At 68.9% G+C, this 18,440-nt stretch carries 17 protein-coding genes, 1 tRNA gene and 1 riboswitch; of the genes, 15 read left to right on the top strand and 3 right to left on the bottom strand.

Annotated features, from left to right (window positions below; genetic code table 11):
* Positions 1 to 7: 7 nt before the first annotated feature.
* From BKN51_RS31555 to BKN51_RS31545, 3 genes are all read left to right on the top strand, one after another.
* Positions 8 to 622: a hypothetical protein gene (locus tag BKN51_RS31555; RefSeq protein WP_233222927.1), complete on the top strand. Its 615-nt coding sequence runs from the start codon at positions 8 to 10 to the stop codon at positions 620 to 622.
* Between the two features lie 145 nt (positions 623 to 767).
* A complete protein-coding gene (locus tag BKN51_RS31550) occupies positions 768 to 2,822 on the top strand; it encodes a bifunctional MFS transporter/dTMP kinase (protein ID WP_101611097.1) in 2,055 nt (684 codons plus the stop codon).
* Positions 2,819 to 4,027 (top strand): DNA polymerase III subunit delta', encoded by a 1,209-nt coding sequence (locus tag BKN51_RS31545; RefSeq protein ID WP_101611096.1) that lies wholly within the window; start codon positions 2,819 to 2,821, stop codon positions 4,025 to 4,027. The genes BKN51_RS31550 and BKN51_RS31545 overlap by 4 nt, the downstream gene beginning before the upstream one ends.
* 518 nt (positions 4,028 to 4,545) lie before the next feature.
* Here BKN51_RS31545 and BKN51_RS31540 read toward each other — a convergent pair.
* Entirely contained in the window at positions 4,546 to 6,249 is a 1,704-nt protein-coding gene (locus tag BKN51_RS31540; RefSeq protein ID WP_101611095.1) for a hypothetical protein, read from the bottom strand.
* Between the two features lie 140 nt (positions 6,250 to 6,389).
* On the opposite strand from BKN51_RS31540, the gene BKN51_RS31535 reads away from it, so the two are divergent.
* Positions 6,390 to 6,463: transfer RNA gene (locus BKN51_RS31535), tRNA-Thr, on the top strand.
* Between the two features lie 81 nt (positions 6,464 to 6,544).
* Here the strand turns inward: BKN51_RS31535 and BKN51_RS31530 are convergent.
* Positions 6,545 to 7,183 carry a TetR/AcrR family transcriptional regulator gene (locus tag BKN51_RS31530; RefSeq protein ID WP_101611094.1) on the bottom strand — a complete coding sequence of 213 codons (639 nt, stop codon included), beginning with the start codon at positions 7,181 to 7,183 and terminating at the stop codon, positions 6,545 to 6,547.
* Between the two features lie 44 nt (positions 7,184 to 7,227).
* On the opposite strand from BKN51_RS31530, the gene BKN51_RS31525 reads away from it, so the two are divergent.
* The 6 genes from BKN51_RS31525 to BKN51_RS31500 all read left to right on the top strand — a co-directional run bounded on the left by BKN51_RS31525 (position 7,228) and on the right by BKN51_RS31500 (position 13,482).
* Positions 7,228 to 8,154: an alpha/beta hydrolase gene (locus tag BKN51_RS31525; protein WP_174720474.1), complete on the top strand. Its 927-nt coding sequence runs from the start codon at positions 7,228 to 7,230 to the stop codon at positions 8,152 to 8,154.
* Positions 8,154 to 8,978: an SDR family NAD(P)-dependent oxidoreductase gene (locus BKN51_RS31520; protein WP_101611092.1), complete on the top strand. Its 825-nt coding sequence runs from the start codon at positions 8,154 to 8,156 to the stop codon at positions 8,976 to 8,978. The genes BKN51_RS31525 and BKN51_RS31520 overlap by 1 nt, the downstream gene beginning before the upstream one ends.
* Positions 8,978 to 9,907 carry a reductase gene (locus tag BKN51_RS31515; RefSeq protein ID WP_101611091.1) on the top strand — a complete coding sequence of 310 codons (930 nt, stop codon included), beginning with the start codon at positions 8,978 to 8,980 and terminating at the stop codon, positions 9,905 to 9,907. Before BKN51_RS31520 ends, BKN51_RS31515 begins: the two co-directional genes overlap by 1 nt.
* Positions 9,904 to 10,389 (top strand): FAD-dependent oxidoreductase, encoded by a 486-nt coding sequence (locus BKN51_RS31510; RefSeq protein ID WP_101611090.1) that lies wholly within the window; start codon positions 9,904 to 9,906, stop codon positions 10,387 to 10,389. The genes BKN51_RS31515 and BKN51_RS31510 overlap by 4 nt, the downstream gene beginning before the upstream one ends.
* A complete protein-coding gene (locus tag BKN51_RS31505) occupies positions 10,386 to 11,873 on the top strand; it encodes a flavin-containing monooxygenase (RefSeq protein WP_101611089.1) in 1,488 nt (495 codons plus the stop codon). The genes BKN51_RS31510 and BKN51_RS31505 overlap by 4 nt, the downstream gene beginning before the upstream one ends.
* 76 nt (positions 11,874 to 11,949) lie before the next feature.
* Entirely contained in the window at positions 11,950 to 13,482 is a 1,533-nt protein-coding gene (locus BKN51_RS31500; protein WP_101611088.1) for a PstS family phosphate ABC transporter substrate-binding protein, read from the top strand.
* 42 nt (positions 13,483 to 13,524) lie between these two features.
* Here BKN51_RS31500 and BKN51_RS31495 read toward each other — a convergent pair whose 3' ends face one another.
* Positions 13,525 to 13,989, bottom strand: coding sequence for a GreA/GreB family elongation factor (locus BKN51_RS31495; RefSeq protein WP_101611087.1), 465 nt, complete (start codon positions 13,987 to 13,989; stop codon positions 13,525 to 13,527).
* A 123-nt stretch (positions 13,990 to 14,112) separates the two neighbouring features.
* Between BKN51_RS31495 and BKN51_RS31490 the strand changes: the two genes are divergently transcribed.
* From BKN51_RS31490 to glyA, 5 genes are all read left to right on the top strand, one after another.
* Entirely contained in the window at positions 14,113 to 14,700 is a 588-nt protein-coding gene (locus BKN51_RS31490; RefSeq protein WP_101611086.1) for a TetR/AcrR family transcriptional regulator, read from the top strand.
* Positions 14,701 to 14,816: 116 nt separating this feature from the next.
* A complete protein-coding gene (locus BKN51_RS31485) occupies positions 14,817 to 16,043 on the top strand; it encodes a M14 family metallopeptidase (protein WP_101611085.1) in 1,227 nt (408 codons plus the stop codon).
* Positions 16,044 to 16,153: 110 nt separating this feature from the next.
* Positions 16,154 to 16,675, top strand: a complete 522-nt coding sequence (locus BKN51_RS31480; protein ID WP_101611084.1) for a gamma carbonic anhydrase family protein — start codon at positions 16,154 to 16,156, stop codon at positions 16,673 to 16,675.
* Between the two features lie 117 nt (positions 16,676 to 16,792).
* Positions 16,793 to 17,044: a hypothetical protein gene (locus tag BKN51_RS31475; protein WP_101611083.1), complete on the top strand. Its 252-nt coding sequence runs from the start codon at positions 16,793 to 16,795 to the stop codon at positions 17,042 to 17,044.
* An 8-nt stretch (positions 17,045 to 17,052) separates the two neighbouring features.
* Positions 17,053 to 17,132: riboswitch (ZMP/ZTP riboswitch) on the top strand.
* Between the two features lie 21 nt (positions 17,133 to 17,153).
* Positions 17,154 to 18,422, top strand: a complete 1,269-nt coding sequence (gene glyA / locus BKN51_RS31470; protein WP_101611082.1) for a serine hydroxymethyltransferase — start codon at positions 17,154 to 17,156, stop codon at positions 18,420 to 18,422.
* The last annotated feature ends 18 nt before the right edge of the window (positions 18,423 to 18,440 follow it).

Genomic DNA, 18,440 nt, shown 5'->3' with positions numbered 1-18,440 from the left:
GGTCACCATGAGCGGGAAGGGCGGAACTCCCTTCTTCGATGCCCCGGACGTCGTGAAAGGCGATGGCACTCAGGCAGATCCTCCGGGCGACACATTCGCCGACCCATTGTCCGGGCTGGTCACGACGGGCACGTCGGCACAAGCGAACTCGTCGGCGGAGTCCGACGACGTCCGCGTACAGGTGCCGGGACCGGTCCAGCACGACCCCGAAGTCGTGAGCAGGATGGTCAACGCGGCCATGCTCGCGGACGACCAGCCCGCCGACGGCCACGGCGCCGAGCATTCCGCCGGCCTGCCGCCGGGAAAGATCGTCAGCACGGTCGGTGAGCAAGGCCCTGCTCCGATCGGGATCCTGCCCCAACAGCGCACGTGGCCCTCGAGGCCGCCTCAGCTGCTTCGCCAACCCCGTCGTTTGAAGCAGGAAGAGCCGGTCGAGGTCGACGAAGAGGCCGAGTTCGAAATACGGCGTGCCAAGCGTTCCAGGCAGCTCCCGAGGCTCGGCAAGCCGTCGTCGAACACCACCGGTGTGATGATCGCGATCGCGCTTTTGATCGTCTTCGCGGTCCTCGCCATCCAGCTGCTGGCCAGCCTGTTCAACAGCATCGCGGGGATCTTCGGGTAACCCGTCCGGCGGTAGCGCCGGACGGGGCCGTCCGCCCGCACGTCACCCATCGGGATACCCTGGCCATACGGTCGGGGGACTCGGCGTTGACCCGGGTCGCGCCCGGCGTCGCGGTGACTAGTGGGGTGGGCGTATCAGCGAGGGCGTGCAGTCGGTGCCCGAAGCGGGCACGGATGGTTCGGCGGGCCGTGACACTTCCACCATGCACCGCGTGCGGCGGGTGCTGGCGATCAAGCCGTTCCGCCGGATCTGGGGTGTCTCGTACCTGTGCAGCGTCGCGGACTGGCTGAACCTGCTGACGCTGACCGGTCTGGTCACCAAGCTGACCGACAACTACGCCGCGCAGAACTTCGCGTTCGTCGGTGTCGTGCTGACGTCGCTGCTGCCCGGCCTGCTGTTCGCCCCGCTCGGCGGGCTGCTCGCCGACCGGTTCGACCGGCGCAAGGTGATGGTGCTCTGCGACCTCGGCCGGTGCGGTTTCCTGCTGTCGATCGCGTTCGTCGGCACGCCGTGGTGGGTGTTCGTCGGCAACTTCCTGGTCGGCTGCTGCGCGATGATGTGGATCCCGTCGAAGGACGCGGCGGTGCCGAACCTGCTGCGCCGCCCGGACCAGGTCGAGACGGCCAATCAGCTCGGCATGGTGATGACCTACGGCCTCGCGGTGATCACCGCGGCCGGGGCGAACGCCGTGCTCACCGGCAGCAACACCACGTTCCACTTCTTCCAGGGCGACGCGCAGCTCGGCATCGCGAAGGTCGCCGTCGTCATCACCGGCCTGCTGTACCTGACCAGCGCGATCGTGATCGCGACCAGGATCCCCGAGCTTTCGCTGCGCAACGTCCACTCGGTCGAGAAACCCAAGGTCAAGGCCGCAGACGAGGAGAAATTCGGCTTCCGCCAGATGATCTCCGACGGCGCCCGTTTCGTGCGGACGACGCCCTTGGTGCGCGGGCTGATGATCGGCGCGTTCGGCGCTTTCGCCGCCGGTGGCGCGGTGATCGGTTCGGCCAAGCCGTACTCGTCCAGCCTGCTGGCCGGTGACGCGGCGTTCAACCTCCTCGTGCTCGCCGTCTTCCTCGGGCTCGCCACGGGGATGGCCGTGGCCCCGAAGCTGGCCCGGCGGCTCGCGCACGACCGGCTGTTCGGGATCTCGATCATCGCCGCGGGCCTGTGTCTCGTCGTCGTCGCGCTGTCGCCGCATCTAGCGGTTTCGCTGGTGGCCGTCGCCGCGGTCGGTGTCTGGGCGGGGACGGCGTTCCTGACCGGTGTCACGATCATCGGTTCGCGGATCGAGGACTCCATCCGCGGCCGGATCAACGCGATCTACCAGTCGCTGATGAAGATCGTGCTGTTCGGCTCGACGATCCTGGTGCCGGTACTGATCAGCGCGGTCCAGACGACCGAGATCAGCCTGTGGGGCGGCACGATCTCGATCGACGGCACGCGGCCGGTGATGATCGGCGGCGGTGTCCTCGCGCTGCTCGCCGGGATCTTCGCGTACCGGCAGATGGACGACAGGCGCGCCGAGCCGATCCTCGCCGATCTCCGCAACGCCCTGCGCCGCAGCCCTCGCCGCGTCAACGGGCTGCTGATCGCGCTCGAAGGCACGCGGGCGATCAACACCGAGACCCAGGCCGAGCGGCTGGCCGAATGGCTGCGCGCGGGCACGCGCCCGGTCGTGCTGGCGGCCGACCCGGCGCTGGACGACCAGCGGCTCGCGAAGCTGCTCTCCGGCGCTTCGCTGACCGGTGCGCGGGCGCAGGCGCTCGCCGCCGCCGCGGTGCGGGCGGACATCGTGGAACGGGACATCCAGCCCGCGCTCGACGCCGGTTCCGTCGTGGTGATGGAACGGTTCGTGGACTCGCCGCTGGCGCATCTGTCCGCGGTCGCCGGCCTGGACAGCCAGGAACTCGAAGGGCTCGCCGACTGGGCGACCGGCAGGTTGCGGCCCGACATCACCGTCCTGCTCGACGCCGATCCCGGCACGGTGATGCGGAAGTCGGAGTCGCTGGACGCGCAGTGGCGGGTGCAGCATCTGCTCACGGAAATGGCCGCCGCCGACCCGGACCGGTACGTGGTGGTCGACGCGGAAGGCACCGAAGACGAAGTGAGTGACCGGGTCCGCACCGCGATTCGCGCGGTGCTCGTCGGCAGGCTCGCCGGACTCGCCCCGGCGGAGGAAAAGGTCGAGGTCAGATGACGGAAGCCCCGGTGCTGATCGGTGTCTGGAAGCAGCTCGTCGGCCAGGAGCCCGGCGCGCGCACGCTTTCCACGGCGTCGGCGGCGGCCGCGCGGATCATCGAGAACCAGCCTGTCGCGCCGGGGGCGATGACCCACGCGTGGCTGGTGACCGGTCCGCCGGGCTCGGGTCGCTCGACCGCCGCCAGGGTGTTCGCGGCGGCGTTGCAGTGCAGCACCGGCACCGGCTGCGGGGCCTGCCCCGGCTGCCGCACCGTGCTCGCGGGCACGCACGCCGACGTCAAGCTCGTCGCGCCGGAAGGTCTTTCGATCTCCGTCGTCGAAATGCGTTCGCTGGTCCAGTCCGCCGCTCGCCGTCCGACCACCGGGCGGTGGCAGGTGGTGATCATCGAAGACGCCGACAGGCTGACCGAAGGTGCGTCGAACGCGCTGCTGAAGGCCGTCGAGGAGCCGCCGGACCGCACGGTGTTCCTGCTGTGCGCGCCGTCCGATCACCCGGACGACGTCTCGGTGACGATCCGCTCGCGCTGCCGTCTGGTCACCCTGCGGACTCCGCCCGCCGAGGCGATCGCGCAGGTGCTCGTGGAACGGGACGGCATCGATCCCGAACGCGCGCAGTGGGCCGCGTCCGTCTCGAGTGGACACGTCGGCCGCGCGAGGCGGCTCGCCACCGACGAGGCCGCCCGGCAGCGGCGGGCCACGGTGCTGCGGATCCCGCTCGGCCTGCGGCGTCCGTCCGATGTGTTCACCTGCGCGGATCAGCTGATCAGCGCGGCCGAGGCCGACGCGGGCGAGGAAAGCAAGGTCCGCGACGAGGCCGAGCGCTCCGAACTCCGCACCGCGATGGGCGGCGACGGCATCGGAAAGGGCGTCTCGGGCGCGAAACGAGCCGCCGAAGCCGCGGTGAAGCAACTCGAGAAACGCCAGAAGTCACGCGCGACCCGGACCCAGCGAGACACCCTCGATCTCGCGCTGGTGGACCTCGCCGCGTTCTACCGGGACGTGCTCGTGACCGCGAGCGGCGCGGGCGCGACGCTGAACCATCCGGACCACGCCTCGGAAATCTCGCAGGCCGCGTCCGCCTGGGCGCCGGACTCGATCCTGCGCCGCCTCGAAGCCGTCCTGGAATGCCGCGACGCCATCGACCTGAACGTGAAGCCGAGAATCGCCGTCGAAGCCATGGTCACCACCCTGCGCCAAGGCTGAACCGCACCGCTTCCGGCCCTACCCCAGCCCCCCGCCCGTCCCAGGGGGGCGACCCCGAGTCCAGTTTACCGGGGTCGAGGGTGGAAAAGTGCTGGTCGGGCGAGTTGTCCACAGGTAGGGGTGGTTGTGGACAACTGCTGTGGGTAAGTGAAGCGGCTTCGGGTTCGGAGGCTTCGGATGTGCCCCCAATGTGGCATTGGAGACGCTCAACGTCCCCAATGTGGCATTGGGGGCAGCTTGCGGCAGACCCGAGAGAAGCGATGGGAGCCTTCGCCGCATAGGACGCGGTGAAGGGCGCTTTCGCCACATCGCATGCGGGGAAAGGCCCCTTCAGCCCCCGCCCCACCCCGGACCCAACCGGACCCGAGCGGGTCGTGAGTGGCGATTCGGGTTCTAACCCGAATCGCCACTCACGACCACGGTGACAACTACCTCCAGGCGACCGAGGGCGGTACGAACGGGCCTCTCACGCGGGGGCAAGGCGCGAAAGGACCGTTCATCACCCTCCTCGCCCCGTCTCAGTCCCGAGAGTCCTGCGAGTCCTCAGAGCGCGGACGCGGCGAGGGCTTGAAGCCCGGCACGTCCTTGCGGGAGACCGGAACCACCGCGAGCCGGCGCCGTCCCGGCATGGCGGCCACGAGGACCACGCCGATCAGCAGCATCGTGGTACCCATCCAGAACATCGGCACCGTGTCGTAGGCGGCGTTGGTGTAAGCCAGGTTCTTGACCGGGCCCTTCGGCGCAGCGCCACCGTTGTTGCCCGCGGGCGGCGGAGTCGTCGTGCCGCACTCGACACCGCCGGTCGGCGCGTACGCCCGGGCGATCTGCTCGCCGAGCGACACCTGGGCCAGCGACGAAGGCAGCTTCTTCGCGGCGTCCGGCGGCAGTGCCTTCTGCAGCGCCGTCGTCGGCAGGATCTGCAGGTCCAGCAGTCGCGCCGAGGCACCCATCTGGAAGCCCTTGAACGGCGACGTCATGTCGCTCGACTTCTGGTTCAGCCCGGCGATCGACAGCTTCAGCACCCCGAGGTCGAGGGTGAGCCCGTTCCCGGCCTCGCCGCCCGGAAGCTGTTTGGTGGCACCGTCGAGCATCTCGGCGAGCCCGCCGATGACCGGCACGTTCTTCAGCTGCTCGAAGCCGGGGAGCTGCTTGAGCGACGGCAGCGGGATGCCGATCGGGATGTCCTTGGCCGGGTTGCTCGCGTCGAGGGTGAACAGCACCTTGTCGCCGCGGACGACCTGCAGCACCGGCGCGGTGTACTCGACCTTCGACGTCTTCTTGTCGCCGGTCGAGGTGACCCGCAGCGTCGGCTGGCTGGCGACCTTGATCGTCAGGCCGAGCGGCGTGCCCTTCAGCAGTTCGATGCTGGCGGCCTGCAGGGTCGATGTCGATTCGACGGCCTTGTTCTTCGTGCCGGGGATGTCGACCAGCCGCACGGTTGAGCGCGACGACAGCGTGTTCGGCAGGCTCAGCACCGCGCCCTTGCCGTCACTGTTGGCGCTGGTGCCCGAAAGCAGCCCGCCCAGGCTCGCCAGCGGACCCGGAAGCGCCTTAAGCCCGGCTGTGAGTTGCGCTGAAGCCTCGGTCAGCTGGTCGGCGCCCGGGATGTTCGGGATCGACGGCAGCAGTGCGAGGTTCGCGATCGACGTGCTCGAGTCGGCGATCGTGCCGACGCACGGCCCGAGCGTCGGGCTCCAGCGCGCGTGCGCCTCGCCGTTCAGCAGGCCGAGGTTGAACAGCGGGTTCTTCGGCGCGTTGAGGCCGCCGCTGATCGGCTTCGGGTTGTCCGGCAGCGCGGTCTGCACGAGGCTGCCCGGCGTCTGCGGCGCGTTGCCCGCGGCGGACAGGCCGAACGGCGACGACTGCGCGATCGACCGCTCGTAGCTCAGGTAGGCCTCGGAGTTGGCCTGCGCGCTGGAAAGTCCCATCCCGGCTTCGAGCGCGGACTGCTTCGGAAGCTGGTCACTGACGCCGGGCAGGATCGCGCTCGTCGGCACGGCGTTGGGCAGCAGCCGCAGCACGCCGAGCGCCGCACCCGCGTCGCCGACGGCCTTGCCCAGCGGCTGCGGGCCGATCGGTGACGACATCGGCGGCTGTCCCGGGTTGGCCGGTTCGGGGATCGGCGTGGTCGGGATCGTCTGGGCGGTCGCCGGGGCCGCGGTCAGCAAGAGCAGAGCCGCGGCGGCCGGAAGCGCCAGCACACGGGGCAGTCGTCGCCGCATGAACAGGTCCTCCAGTGGGGATGGGCCGGTCTTGGGGGACTGAGACCGGCGTCATAGGACCCTAACGACGGTGGCCCCGGAAGGTGACGTTCGAGCCTCCGCTACACTTGTCCCCGTCATCGGGTGCAAGCCCGATGTACGCCGCCTTAGCTCAGTCGGCCAGAGCGATTCACTCGTAATGAATAGGTCAGGGGTTCGATTCCCCTAGGCGGCTCCGCAGGTCAGGGCCCCATTCGGACACCCCGGATGGGGCCCTGACGCATTTCCGGCCCGGCGATGAACCCAGGACGAAAATTCACCCGTTGGTGGAAGCCTTGAGGAACGTCCGCGACAGCGAAGTCCCCACTCCCGTGAGGTGATCGACGAGGGTGGCCGCGTCCGCGTCGAGCAGTCCGGAACGCCACGCGAGCATGATCTCCACGAAGCCGCCGATCCCCAGCAGGACGTTGACCCGGAACTCCAGACCGTCCACATCGGGCTTCAGATGCGGCCGGGCCAGTTCGATCAGCAGGCCGGTGGTCTCCTGCACGGTCTGCCGCCGCAGCTGTTCCAGCACGGCGCTGCCCGAGTGGTCGCCGAACAGGATCTGCGCCCGCGCCGGCTCCTCCTGCACGTGGTGCACGACGACGTCGACAGCGGCCCGAAGCTGGTCCAGCGCGGGTTGCTCGATCCGGGAGGCGACGGCGTCCAGGACCATGCGAAGGGTTTCGTCGCGGACCTGTTCCCAGGCGGTGGCGAGCAACGCGTCGCGGTTGGCGAAGTTCTCGTAGAAGTACCGGTCGGTCAGATTCGCCCGCGCGCAGACGCCCCGCATCGTGACCGCTGCCCAGCCCTGTTCCTGCCAGATGTCCAAGGCGGCGCCGAGCAGGGCGAGCCGTCGTTCGGCTCGGCGCTCGTCGGCGGTTTTGCCGCTGTAGCGGCGGGACGCGGTCACCTCTCCATCTTGACAGCAGATGCCCTCGGATTCATTCTGAGGGCATGCGACCGCAGAATGGCCTGCGACCCGGTTTGGCCGCCGCGCTGACGTCCGCTTTCGTGCGGCCGATCGCCAACGCGATCCCCGCCACCCCGGCCGGGATCAGGTTCTCCCGCGCCTTCATCGCGAGCAGTCTGTGGCTGGCTTCCCCGCCGTTGAAGGGAAGTCGCGTCGAGCCCGGCATCCGCGGCGAGTGGGTCCGCGGTCCCGGCGTGACCGACGGCGACGGCGTCGTCCTCTATGTCCACGGCAGCGGGTACGCGCTTTGTTCGGCGCGGACGCATCGCGGGCTGACCACGCGGGTCTCCGACGGCACCGGCCTGCCGGTCTTCGCCTGCGAGTACCGGCTCGCGCCCCGGCATCGCTTCCCGAACGCCGCCGACGACGTCCGCGCGGCATATGACCGGCTGGTCGGTCAGGGGTACCGGCGGATCCTCGTCGCGGGTGACTCCGCGGGCGGGCATCTCGCGGTCGACCTCGCCGCGCAGCTGATCCGGGAGAATCGCGAACCGCCCGCGGCGCTGGCGCTCTTCTCGCCGCTGTTCGACGTGACCTTTTCCTTGGCCGCCGAGCGGGAGCGCATGCGGCGCGACCCGATGATCTCCGCCGCGGCGGCCGCGCGGCTGGTCGGTCTGTACACGGTGGACGCAGACCTCGCGTCCGCGCGGCTGCGGTTCGCCTTCGACGACATCAAGGGGTTCCCGCCGACGATCATCCAGGCCGGTGGCCTCGAAATGCTCGCCGCGGACGCCATCGAGCTGGCCAGGGCACTGCGCCGCACCGGGGCGGACTGCGAACTGGACGTCGTCCCCGGTCAGATGCACGTCTTCCAGGCCTTGACCCGGTTCATCCCGGAGGCGCGGCCCGCGATGGAGCGGGCTTGCCGGTTCCTCACCGAGAATCTCCCGGCGATCGAGAAGGCGGCGTGATGACGAAGCGGACCCAAGGAGCGCACGCCGTCGTCACCGGGGCGGGCAGCGGCATCGGGAGGGCGATCGCCACCGAACTCGTCCGGCGCGGGAGCCGGGTCGTGTGTGCCGACATCGACCTCGAATCGGCCGAAGAAACCGCGGCGATGCTCAAGAGCAAGGGTGAAGCGGTCGCCATCGCCTGTGACGTGTCCACTGTGGACGAAGTCGCCGAGCTCGCGAACCAGGCCCGTTCCTGGCTCGGCCGCGAGCCGGACCTCGTCGTCAACAACGCCGGGATCGGCGCCGGCGGCAAGGTCGTCGGGGAGAGCCCGCTGTCCGATTGGCAGCGGACCCTCGGTGTGAACCTCTGGGGCGTGATCCACGGCTGCCACACCTTCGTGCCCGCGATGCGGGAGGCGAGAGCGGGCGGCGTCATCAACGTCGCTTCGGCCGCCGGCTTCACCGCCGCGCCGAGGATGGCCGCCTACAACGTCAGCAAGGCCGGGGTCGTCAGCCTTTCCGAAACCCTTTCCGCCGAGCTGTCCGGCACCGGCGTCGCGGTCACCGTGCTGTGCCCGACCTTCGTCCGCACCAACATCTTCGACGGCGAACTCATCGACGCCGAGGCGCGCGGCCTCGCCCGGCGGGTCTCCGACGTGGTCGGGTTCTCCGCCGAAAAGGTCGCGAGGATGACGCTCGACGCCCACGATCGCGGCCGCCTTTACGTGGTGCCGCAGCCCGACGCCCAGCTTCTTTGGCACGCCAAGCGTTTCGTGCCCGTCCCGTACACGCGGATCGCCGGTCTCCTCGGCCGGTTCCTGCCCGCCGAAAAGGAGAAGTGATGGCCTACGACTTCGCCGCGATGCTCCAGACCATCAAGGACAAGCAGTGGTCGCTGGCCGACATCGACTGGGACGCGCCCGGCGCGGACACGATGACCGACGAACTCCGCGCCAAGATGCGGCCGTTCATGGCCGACCTGGTGTGGATCGAGCACGTCGGCGCGCGCGGGTTCGCGTCGCTGGCGAAGAAGGCGCCGACACCGGTGATCCAGGAGATCTACCGCTACTTCCACGCCGAGGAACAGAAACACGCGAACGCCGAACTGGCGTTGATGAAGCGCTGGGGCATGCTCGACGAGCACGGTTCGATGCCCGAACCGAACATCAACGTCAAGCTGGCCATCAAGGTCCTCGACGACTACGGCGACTCGCTGCCGCTGACAGCGCTCGCCACGCTCATCCCGCTGCTGGAATGCGCGCTGGACGGCGCCCTGGTGAAGTTCCTGCTGGACGAGGTCTCGGATCCGGTGTGCCACCAGGTGTTCCGGCATATCAACTCCGACGAGTCCCGGCACATCGCGGCCGACTTCGAAGTACTGGAACTGATCGGCGCCGGATCGACGACCAAGATCATCACGGAGTCCGTCGGCTCGCTCAAACCGCAGATCGTCCTCGGCCTGATCGTGGTGTTCGTCCCGCTGATCAACAAGATGCGCGACAACATCGTCGCGATGGGCCTGCCGGAGAAGAAGCTGTACAACGCGGTGAAACGGTTCTCCACCATCGGCGGCCGCGGCGAGTTCACCAAACGCATCCCGGCGTACCACGTGCTCAAGGCACAGGCGGCGATGATCGTCGACCGCTCGCACGTCTACCACCGGCTGCTGGCCGACCCGATGGTCAAGGCGACCCGGCTGATCCCCGCGCGGCTGCTCGGCAAACCGCAGTCGTGGACCGAGGAGATCACGCACGAACCGGTCGCCTCATGACCTTGGGCGAATTCCGGGGCGAGGTGCTGCGCGGCACCGAATGGTTCGGGCACGACTTCGCCGGGCAGCGGGTCGCCGTCGTCGCGCCCGGCCGTGAAGCGGCGCAGATCGTGCCCGAGGTGGTGGCCACCGCGCGGTCGGTGAAGGTGTTCCAGGAGGAACCCGACTGGGTGGTGCCGATGCCGGTGCCGGGGCCGGACGTCCTCGGGATCGCCGTCGCCCGCGTTTTCCTGCGCTGGCAGGTGAAAGACCCGTGGGTCCGCAGGCTCCTGACACCGGACCGCCGCTTCGGCTCGCGGCGGACGGCGCCGGGCCTCGGCTACTACGGAGCGCTGCGAAGGCCCGGCTGCAAGCTCATCACCTGGCCCGTCTACGCCTTCGCGCCCCACGGAATCCGTACCGCCGAAGGCATCGAGCATCAGGCCGACGTCGTCGTGCTCGGCGCCAGTTCACTTTTCGCACCGGAAGGACGTCCCGCATGACCCCGGACCACGAGATCGCGATCATCGGCGGCGGCTTCTCCGGAATCGGCGCCGCGATCCTGCTGCACAAAGCGGGTTTCGAAGACTTCCTCATGCTGGAGGAGGGTGACGGCGTCGGTGGCGCCTGGCACTGGAACACCTATCCCGGTGTCGCCGTCGACATCCCGTCGTTCAGCTACCAGTTCTCGTTCGAGCAGATCTCCGGCTGGTCGCGGGTCTACGCGCCGGGTCGCGAACTCAAGGCCTACGCCGACTACTGCGTCGACAAGTACGACATCCGCCGCCGTACCCGCCTCGGCAGCAAGGTCGTTTCGGCGACCTTCGACGACGAGACGCACTTGTGGCGCCTCGAAACCGCCGACGGCTGGTCGATGACGGCACGGTTCGTCGTCGGCGCCACCGGCGTGCTCACCCAGCCGAAGCCGCCGGAGATCGACGGGCTCGCCGATTTCCGCGGCACGGTGATGCACACCGCGCGCTGGGACCACACCGTCGACCTGCGCGGGAAACGCGTCGCGGTCGTCGGCACCGGGGCGTCGGCCGTGCAGGTGATCCCGTCCATCGCGTCGGAAGCCGGGCATCTGACGGTGTTTCAGCGGACGCCGATCTGGTGCCTGCCCAAGCCCGACGCCGCCCTGCCGGGGCCGGTGCGGCTCGCGATGCGACGGTTGCCCGGAGCGAAACGGCTGTCGCGGCTGGCCAGCCAGGCACTCGTCGAACTGACCTTCCCGCTGGCCGCGCACTTCCACAAACTCCTGCCGACCGCCGGGGCGGGCGAGCGGATCGGGCTCGCGCATCTGCGCCGCGCGGTCAAGGATCCCGAGACCCGGGAGAAGCTCACACCGCGCTATGCCTTGGGCTGCAAGCGCCCGAGCTTCTCCAACGAGTACCTCCAGACGTTCAACCGCGAAGACGTCACGCTGGAGACCACGGGCATCGACGCGATCACCGAGCACGGCGTGCGCACCGCGGACGGCACCGCGCATCCGGTCGACGTGCTGGTGCTGGCGACCGGGTTCAAGGTGTTCGAGAAGGGCAACATGCCCGCGTTCACCGTGCGCGGGGCGGGCGGCACCGATCTGGAGAAGTTCTGGGAGGAGAACCGGTTCCAGGCGTATCAGGGCGTCAGCGTGCCCGGTTTCCCGAACCTGTTCACCATTCTCGGGCCCTACGGCTACAACGGTTCCTCGTACTTCAACCTGATCGAGACGCAGACGGCGCACATCGTCCGGTGCCTGCGCAACGCCCGCAAGACCGGGGCGACCCGGGTGGAGGTCACGAACGAGGCCAACGACCGGTACTTCCAGAGCATGCTGGACCGCCGCAAACACCAGGTGTTCTTCCAGGACAGCTGTTCGCTGGCCAACAGCTACTACTTCGACGTGAACGGGGACGTGCCGTTCCGTGCCTCGCCGACGCTGGAAACGATGGTGACGAGCCGGTTCTTCGACCTCGACGACTACGCCTTCGCGGACGGCCGGTGAACACTGGCTGAAGTCCGCCGTCGCCGCCCTGGCCGAGCCTTAAGTTCGGTTCCCCGAACCGACCTGGAGGCTGGCCTTGGAGGGCTTTCCGTGGGACGTCCTGCTCGCGGTGGTCGGGATCGCCGTCCCGGCCGTCGCGTTCCTGTGGGAGTTCGTGCTCGTCGGCCGCAAACGGCTCGGCTACCGCGTGCAGATGGACACCCCGACGGCGTCCGAGCGCGGCTTCGCGCCGACGGCCGACGCGCTCGCGCAGTTGCAGCACGAGAACGGCGAGCGGCTCGTCGACCCGTCGTTCGTGCTGCTGCGCATCGAGAACAGCGGCACCACCGACATCGACACCGACGACTACGCGGTCAACGCGGACGACCGGGTCGGCGTCCGGGTGAAGTTCCCCGGCCGCACCGTGGCCGGGATGGTGGTGACCGAGCTCAGCTCGCCGCATCTGCACGAATGTTTCGGCGACGACTCCGGTTTCGGCGCGCGCGACGAGAATCCCGAGCGGCCGGTCGGCGTGATCGACCTGCCGAGGGTGCCGCTGAACCGCGGCGCGCACTACAAGATCCTCGCCGTGCTCGACCGGATCCCGAACGGCTCGACCGAGGACTTCGACGACCCCCAGGTCATCGGCGAGATCAAGGGCGGCAGCCTCCGCGAGACCAAGAGCCGCACCGGGCCGACCGGATCGGTGATGGCGCTGATCCTCTTCCTGGTGGTGGTCAGCATCTTCCAGCTCACCCGTTCGCTGGTCTTCGACGAGAAGCCGCCGCCGCTGGACTGCGCGTCCGGGAAGCTCACGATCACCGGGTCGACGGCGTTCGCGCCGGTGTTGAAGGAAGCGACGGCGTCGTACGCGAAGACGTGCCCGGGCGCGTCCTTCGCCTTCGACAGCCGGGGGAGCGCGGAAGGGCTCGGCAGCCTGAACCAGGCCGGGAACGACAGCGTGCTGGCGTTCTCCGACGGCGCCAAGGGCGAGGGCTTCCCGCAACTGCTGCCCCGCCCGGTCGCGTTCTCGCTGTTCACGCTCGTGGCCAACAAGGAAGCCGGCGTCCAGGACCTCTCGCTCGCGCAGATCCGTGACGTCTACGACGGCAAGATCGCGAACTGGCGGGAGATCGGCGGCAAGGACCAGCCCGTCCGGCTCGTCGACCGGCATTCCGACTCCGGTACGAGGCGGACGTTCGAGCTCCAGGTCCTGGCGGGCAAACGGGAACCGGGCGACAACTCCGACGACTGCCTCAAACCGGCGCCGGGGGCCCAGCCGGGGGTGGTGCGCTGCGCGCGGCCGTCCACGAACGACGTCCTCGAGGCCGTCTCGCGCGTGCCCGGCGCGCTGGGCTACAGCGAACTGGGCGCGGCCACGAAACGCGAGGACGTGCTGCCGGTCCGGATCGACGGCCACCAGGCGACCCTGGAGGGCGCGATCCACGCGGCCTACCCGTTCTGGGAGACCGAGTACGCGTACACGTTCGGCGAGCCGAAGGCCGACTCGCTCGTCGCGAGCTTCCTGCGGTACCTGACCAACCAGGTCGGCAAGGACATCGTCCGGTCCCACGGGCACCGGCCGTGTGCCGAGCTGGTGAATCCGGTCCTCTGCCGTCCAGGCGCGTGAAGGCCCCCTTGCCGCGGCAAGGGGGCCTTCACGCGCGAAAGGTCAGGCAGGCGGCTTCAGGGTGACGACGGTGGCGCTGGTCTCGCCGCGCGGCGTCCGGTACTTGATCTCGTCGCCCTCCTTGGCGCCCACGAGCGCGAGGCCGAGCGGGCTGTCCGAGGTGACCGTGAAGGCGTCGGCGTCCTCGCCCGGGATCATGACGATGTGGAGCTCCTCCTCGTCACCGTCGGAATACCTGATGGTGACGGTGGTGCCGTCGGGGAGCAGGCCCTTGCTGTTGCGGCCGCCGTGCTCGAGTTTCGCGGCGACATCCGAGATGCGCCGCTCGAGGTAGGCGGCGGCCTCCGCGCGGTCCAGCACCTCCGCTTGGTCGGCCGCGTCGCCGGTCCGTTCCTGTTCGCCGACGAGCGGCGCCATCGCGTCGCGCTGCGCACGCAGATCGGCGAGTTCCTTTTCCAGCTGCCGGCGTGCCGCCGGGCTGAACCCGTTGTCCCCTGTGGTCACCATGCCGCGCATTGTCCGCTACAGATCGGCCGCTAGCCACCTCGATTTTTCACCCGCTGTGATCGTCCGGGACGCTTGCCCTAAGCTTCAGGGCTCCCGTCCTGACTACTTGGTGTAAGGAACTTCGTGACCGCCGTTCCCGGCCGCAGCGTGCGGCTCTCCCCCAATCAGCTGCAGAAACAGGAGCAGATCGTCGAAGCGGCGCGTGTCGTGCTCGCCAGGGACGGGCTCGCGGGCTGCACCGTTCGCGCGATCGCGGAGGCCGGACCGCTCACGAAGAGTGCGATTCATTACTACTTCGCGGACATCGACGTCCTGATCGACCGCGCGATGGCGGCGCACATCACAACGTTCACCGCCGATTTGCGCAAAATTTCGGAGAAACACGATCACCCGGACGAGCGGCTCTTCGCCGCCCTCGAGGCCTTCCTGTCCGAGTTCTCCGGCCGCCCGAACGCGGCCTTCCTCTGGTTCGAGTACTGGATCGCCGCGGGCCGCGCGCAGCATCCGCAGGCGATCGACGTCATGCTCACGTCGATCACCGAACTGCTGGCCGAGTTGCTCGCCCCGCTCGACGTCGAAGACCCCCGCGCGCGGGCGCGTGCCCTACTGTCCTATCTGCTCGGTGCGATCGTCCAGCAGCGCGTCCGGCGGCGGCCGTTCGCCGCACTGCGTGGCGACATCGAAGCGCTCTGTTTCGCGAACTACGGGTAGAAATACGCATTAGATCCGTACCGTTACGGATTGTTCGCTCCTGTCGGCTCCCGCCATGGTGAGGTTCCCTTCCCTTGCCTGAGAGCTAGGAGACGACGATGCGCATAAGACGGTGCATGGCCGTGGCGATCGCGGCCGTCGCTGCGTTCACCATCCCGGTCGCCGCGAGTCCGGCGACCGCCGACCAGCAGGCCGAAGACGCGCAGGTCCAGATCTACGAGGTCTTCGGTACCGGTACTTCGCAGCAGCGCACCCAGATCTCCCGGCTGGGCGTCGACGTCCTCGGTTCCGCGGGCGGTACGACCACCTTCATCGGCGAGGCGCGCGACGCGGCGAAGGTGCGCTCACTCGGCTTCCGCGTCGAGCAGCGCGGCGTCGTCGACAGGTCGGAGAAGGTCGGCACGAACGCGATCAACGACTTCCCGCCGTCGGATTCCGGCTTCCACAACTACGCCGAGGTCACCACGGAACTGCGCAACGCGCAGGCGAACTACGGGTCGATCGCGCGGCTGAGCAGCGTCGGCAACTCGTTCCAGAACCGCGCGCTGAACATGCTCAAGATCAGCGACAACGTCGCCACCGACGAGAACGAGCCCGAAGTCCTCTTCACCTGCAACCAGCACGCGCGCGAGCACCTCACCACCGAGATGTGCCTGCGGATCGTGAACCGGTTCACCCAGGGCTACGCCTCCGACCCGGCGATCAAGCGCTTCGTCGACAGCACCGAGATCTACGTGATCCCGAACGTCAACCCGGACGGTTCGGAGTACGACATCTCCGGCGGCAGCTACAAGTACTGGCGCAAGAACCGCCAGGGCAACGGCACCGACCCCAACCGCAACTGGGCCTACAACTGGGGCTGCTGCGGCGGTTCGTCGGGTTCGACGACCAGCGAGACCTACCGCGGTCCCTCGGCGTTCTCCGCCCCGGAGACCAGGGCGGTGTCCAACTTCGTGAACTCGCGCAAGATCGGCGGCGTCCAGCAGATCAAGGCGAGCATCGACTTCCACACCTATTCGGAGCTCGTCCTGTGGCCGTTCGGCTTCACGTACAACGACACCGCGCCGGGCATGACGGCGGCCGAGGCGCAGCGTTTCCAGACGCTGGGCAGGCAGCTGGCGGCGACCAACGGCTACACCCCGCAGCAGTCGAGCGACCTGTACATCACGGACGGGACGATCGACGACTGGATGTGGGGCACCCACAAGATCCTGAGCTTCACCTTCGAGATGTACCCGCGGGGTTCCAACCCCGGTTTCTACCCGCCCGACGAGGTGATCGTCCGGGAGACCACGCGTAACGACAAGGCCGTGGACCTCCTGCTGAACACCGCCATCGGCTGACGGCGCTGAGCTGAAGGGGCCCTTCACCGCATCCCATGCGGTGAAGGGCCCTTTCGTCGCATCAGATGCGGGCATGGTCCCCTTCAGCTCCCGCGCATAGGGTGCGGGACATGCCGATGTTCGAATTCGAGGGGCTGCGTCCCCAGGTGGATCCCGAAGCGTGGATCGCCCCCACCGCCACCCTGATCGGCGACGTCGTCGTCGAAAAGGGCGCCTCCGTCTGGTACGGCGCCGTGCTGCGCGCCGACTTCGGGCGGATCCTCATCCGCGAGGGCGCCAACATCCAGGACAACTCGGTCATCCACGTCAACGGCGGCGTGACCGAGGTCGGCAAGAACGTCACCGTCGGGCACCAGTGCCTCGTGCACGACTGCACGATCGGCGAGCAGGCGCTGATCGGGAACGGCTCGATCGTGCTCGACAAGGCGCAGATCGGCGCGAAGGCCCTGGTCGCGGCCGGTGCCACGGTGACGCCCGGGATGGTCATCCCGCCGGAGACCGTCGCCATGGGCAGCCCGGCGAAGAAGCACGTCCCGCTCGACGGCACCGCCCGCGGCTGGGTCGAGCACAACGCGGCGATCTACCAGGAGCTGGCGCGCAGGCACTCGGAAGGCATCAAGCCGATCGATTGACTCTGTTCGTCTGTCGAGCGCTGACGGAAACCTTCCGCGGGGCACAAGGCCGTAGGTACGTCGCGCAGGTGCGAAGGGCGCCCCGCAAAAGGTTTCCGGTGTCGCGATCGAAGAACCGTGACCCGCAAACAAGTGATCGTCCCGCCTTTCCGTGATCTCGACCCGGAGCTCGGGATCGCGGAAAGGCTGCTGGCGCAAGGGAATCCGTGGCTCGCCGGGGTGGAACTGGTCGCGTTCGGCGGCCGGCGGCGGATCAAACGCTGCGCCGTCTGCGCGGAGGCGTTCTGCGATCGGACGGCCGGGTGCAGCCGCCGTTGGTGTGCCGGACATCGTCCGCATGCCGACTCCCGTCCCGGTGGAGTGCACTAGGCTCCGGAGGCACCAGCGACTGGCGCATTTGAGGTGGAGCACCACCGGGAAGCGAATCGGGCCGGCACCGCGCGCCTGGGTGAAGGCCACTCCTGAGCCGGAGTACGCCATGACACACCAGCCAGAACTGTCCGCGCTCGCCGCCGCGGACCCGCAGATCGCCGGGCTCGTCGAGGACGAGGCGAAGCGCCAGCACGACAAGATCCGCTTGATCGCCTCCGAGAACTACGTCTCCCAGGCGGTGCTCGAAGCGACCGGCACCGTCCTCACCAACAAGTACTCCGAGGGCTACGCCGGCAAGCGGTACTACGAGGGCCAGCAGCTCATCGACCAGGTCGAGAACCTCGCCATCGAGCGGGCGAAAGCCGTCTTCGGCGCCGACCACGCCAACGTCCAGCCGTACTCGGGTTCCCCGGCGAACCTGGCGGTGTACCTCGCCTTCGCGAAGCCCGGCGACACCGTGCTCGGCATGGCGCTGCCCGACGGCGGTCACCTGACGCACGGCTGGAGCGTGTCCGCGACCGGCAAGTGGTTCACCCCGGTGCGCTACGGCGTCCGCAAGGAGACCGGTCGCGTCGACCTCGACCAGGTGCGTGAACTCGCGCTGCAGCACCGGCCGAAGCTCATCTTCGCGGGCGGCACCGCGATCCCGCGCACCATCGACTTCCCGGCGTTCGCGGAGATCGCCCGCGAGGTCGACGCCGTCCTGGTCGCCGACATCGCGCACATCGCCGGTCTCGTCGCCGGTGGCGCGCATCCGTCGCCGGTCGGGCACGCGCAGGTCATCACCACGACCACGCACAAGACGCTGCGCGGCCCGCGTGGCGCGATGATCCTTTCCGACGCCGACCACGCGAAGGCCGTCGACAAGGCGGTGTTCCCCGGTCTGCAGGGCGGGCCGCACAACCACACGACCGCCGCGATCGCCGTCGCGCTGGGCGAAGCGCAGAAGCCGGAGTTCCGCGACTACGCGCACGCGATCGTCGCCAACGCCCGGGCGCTGGCGGAGGCGCTGGTGGAGCGCGGGTACGACCTCGTGTCCGGCGGCACCGACAACCACCTGCTGCTGATCGACCTGACGAACAAGAACGTGCCGGGCAAGCCCGCCGCGCAGGCGCTCGACCGGGCCGGGATCGAGCTGAACTACAACACCGTGCCGTTCGACCCGCGCAAACCGTTCGACCCGTCCGGGATCCGGCTCGGCACCTCCGCGATCACCACCCGCGGGCTCCAGCCGGAGCACCAGGTCAAGGTGGCGGAGTGGATCGACCGCACGATCACCGCCGCGGCGGCCGAGGAACAGGCCGCGCTGGACACCATCGCCGCCGAGATCCGCGAGTTCCTGGCGCCGTTCCCGATCCCGGGTTACTCGGCCTAGCGAGAGCTGAAGGACGCT

Origin of the sequence: Amycolatopsis sp. BJA-103, assembly GCF_002849735.1 — a bacterium.
Taxonomy (GTDB): domain Bacteria; phylum Actinomycetota; class Actinomycetes; order Mycobacteriales; family Pseudonocardiaceae; genus Amycolatopsis.
The sequence above is the reverse complement of the archived record's forward strand: the minus strand, read 5'-3'. Positions and strand labels throughout refer to the sequence as shown.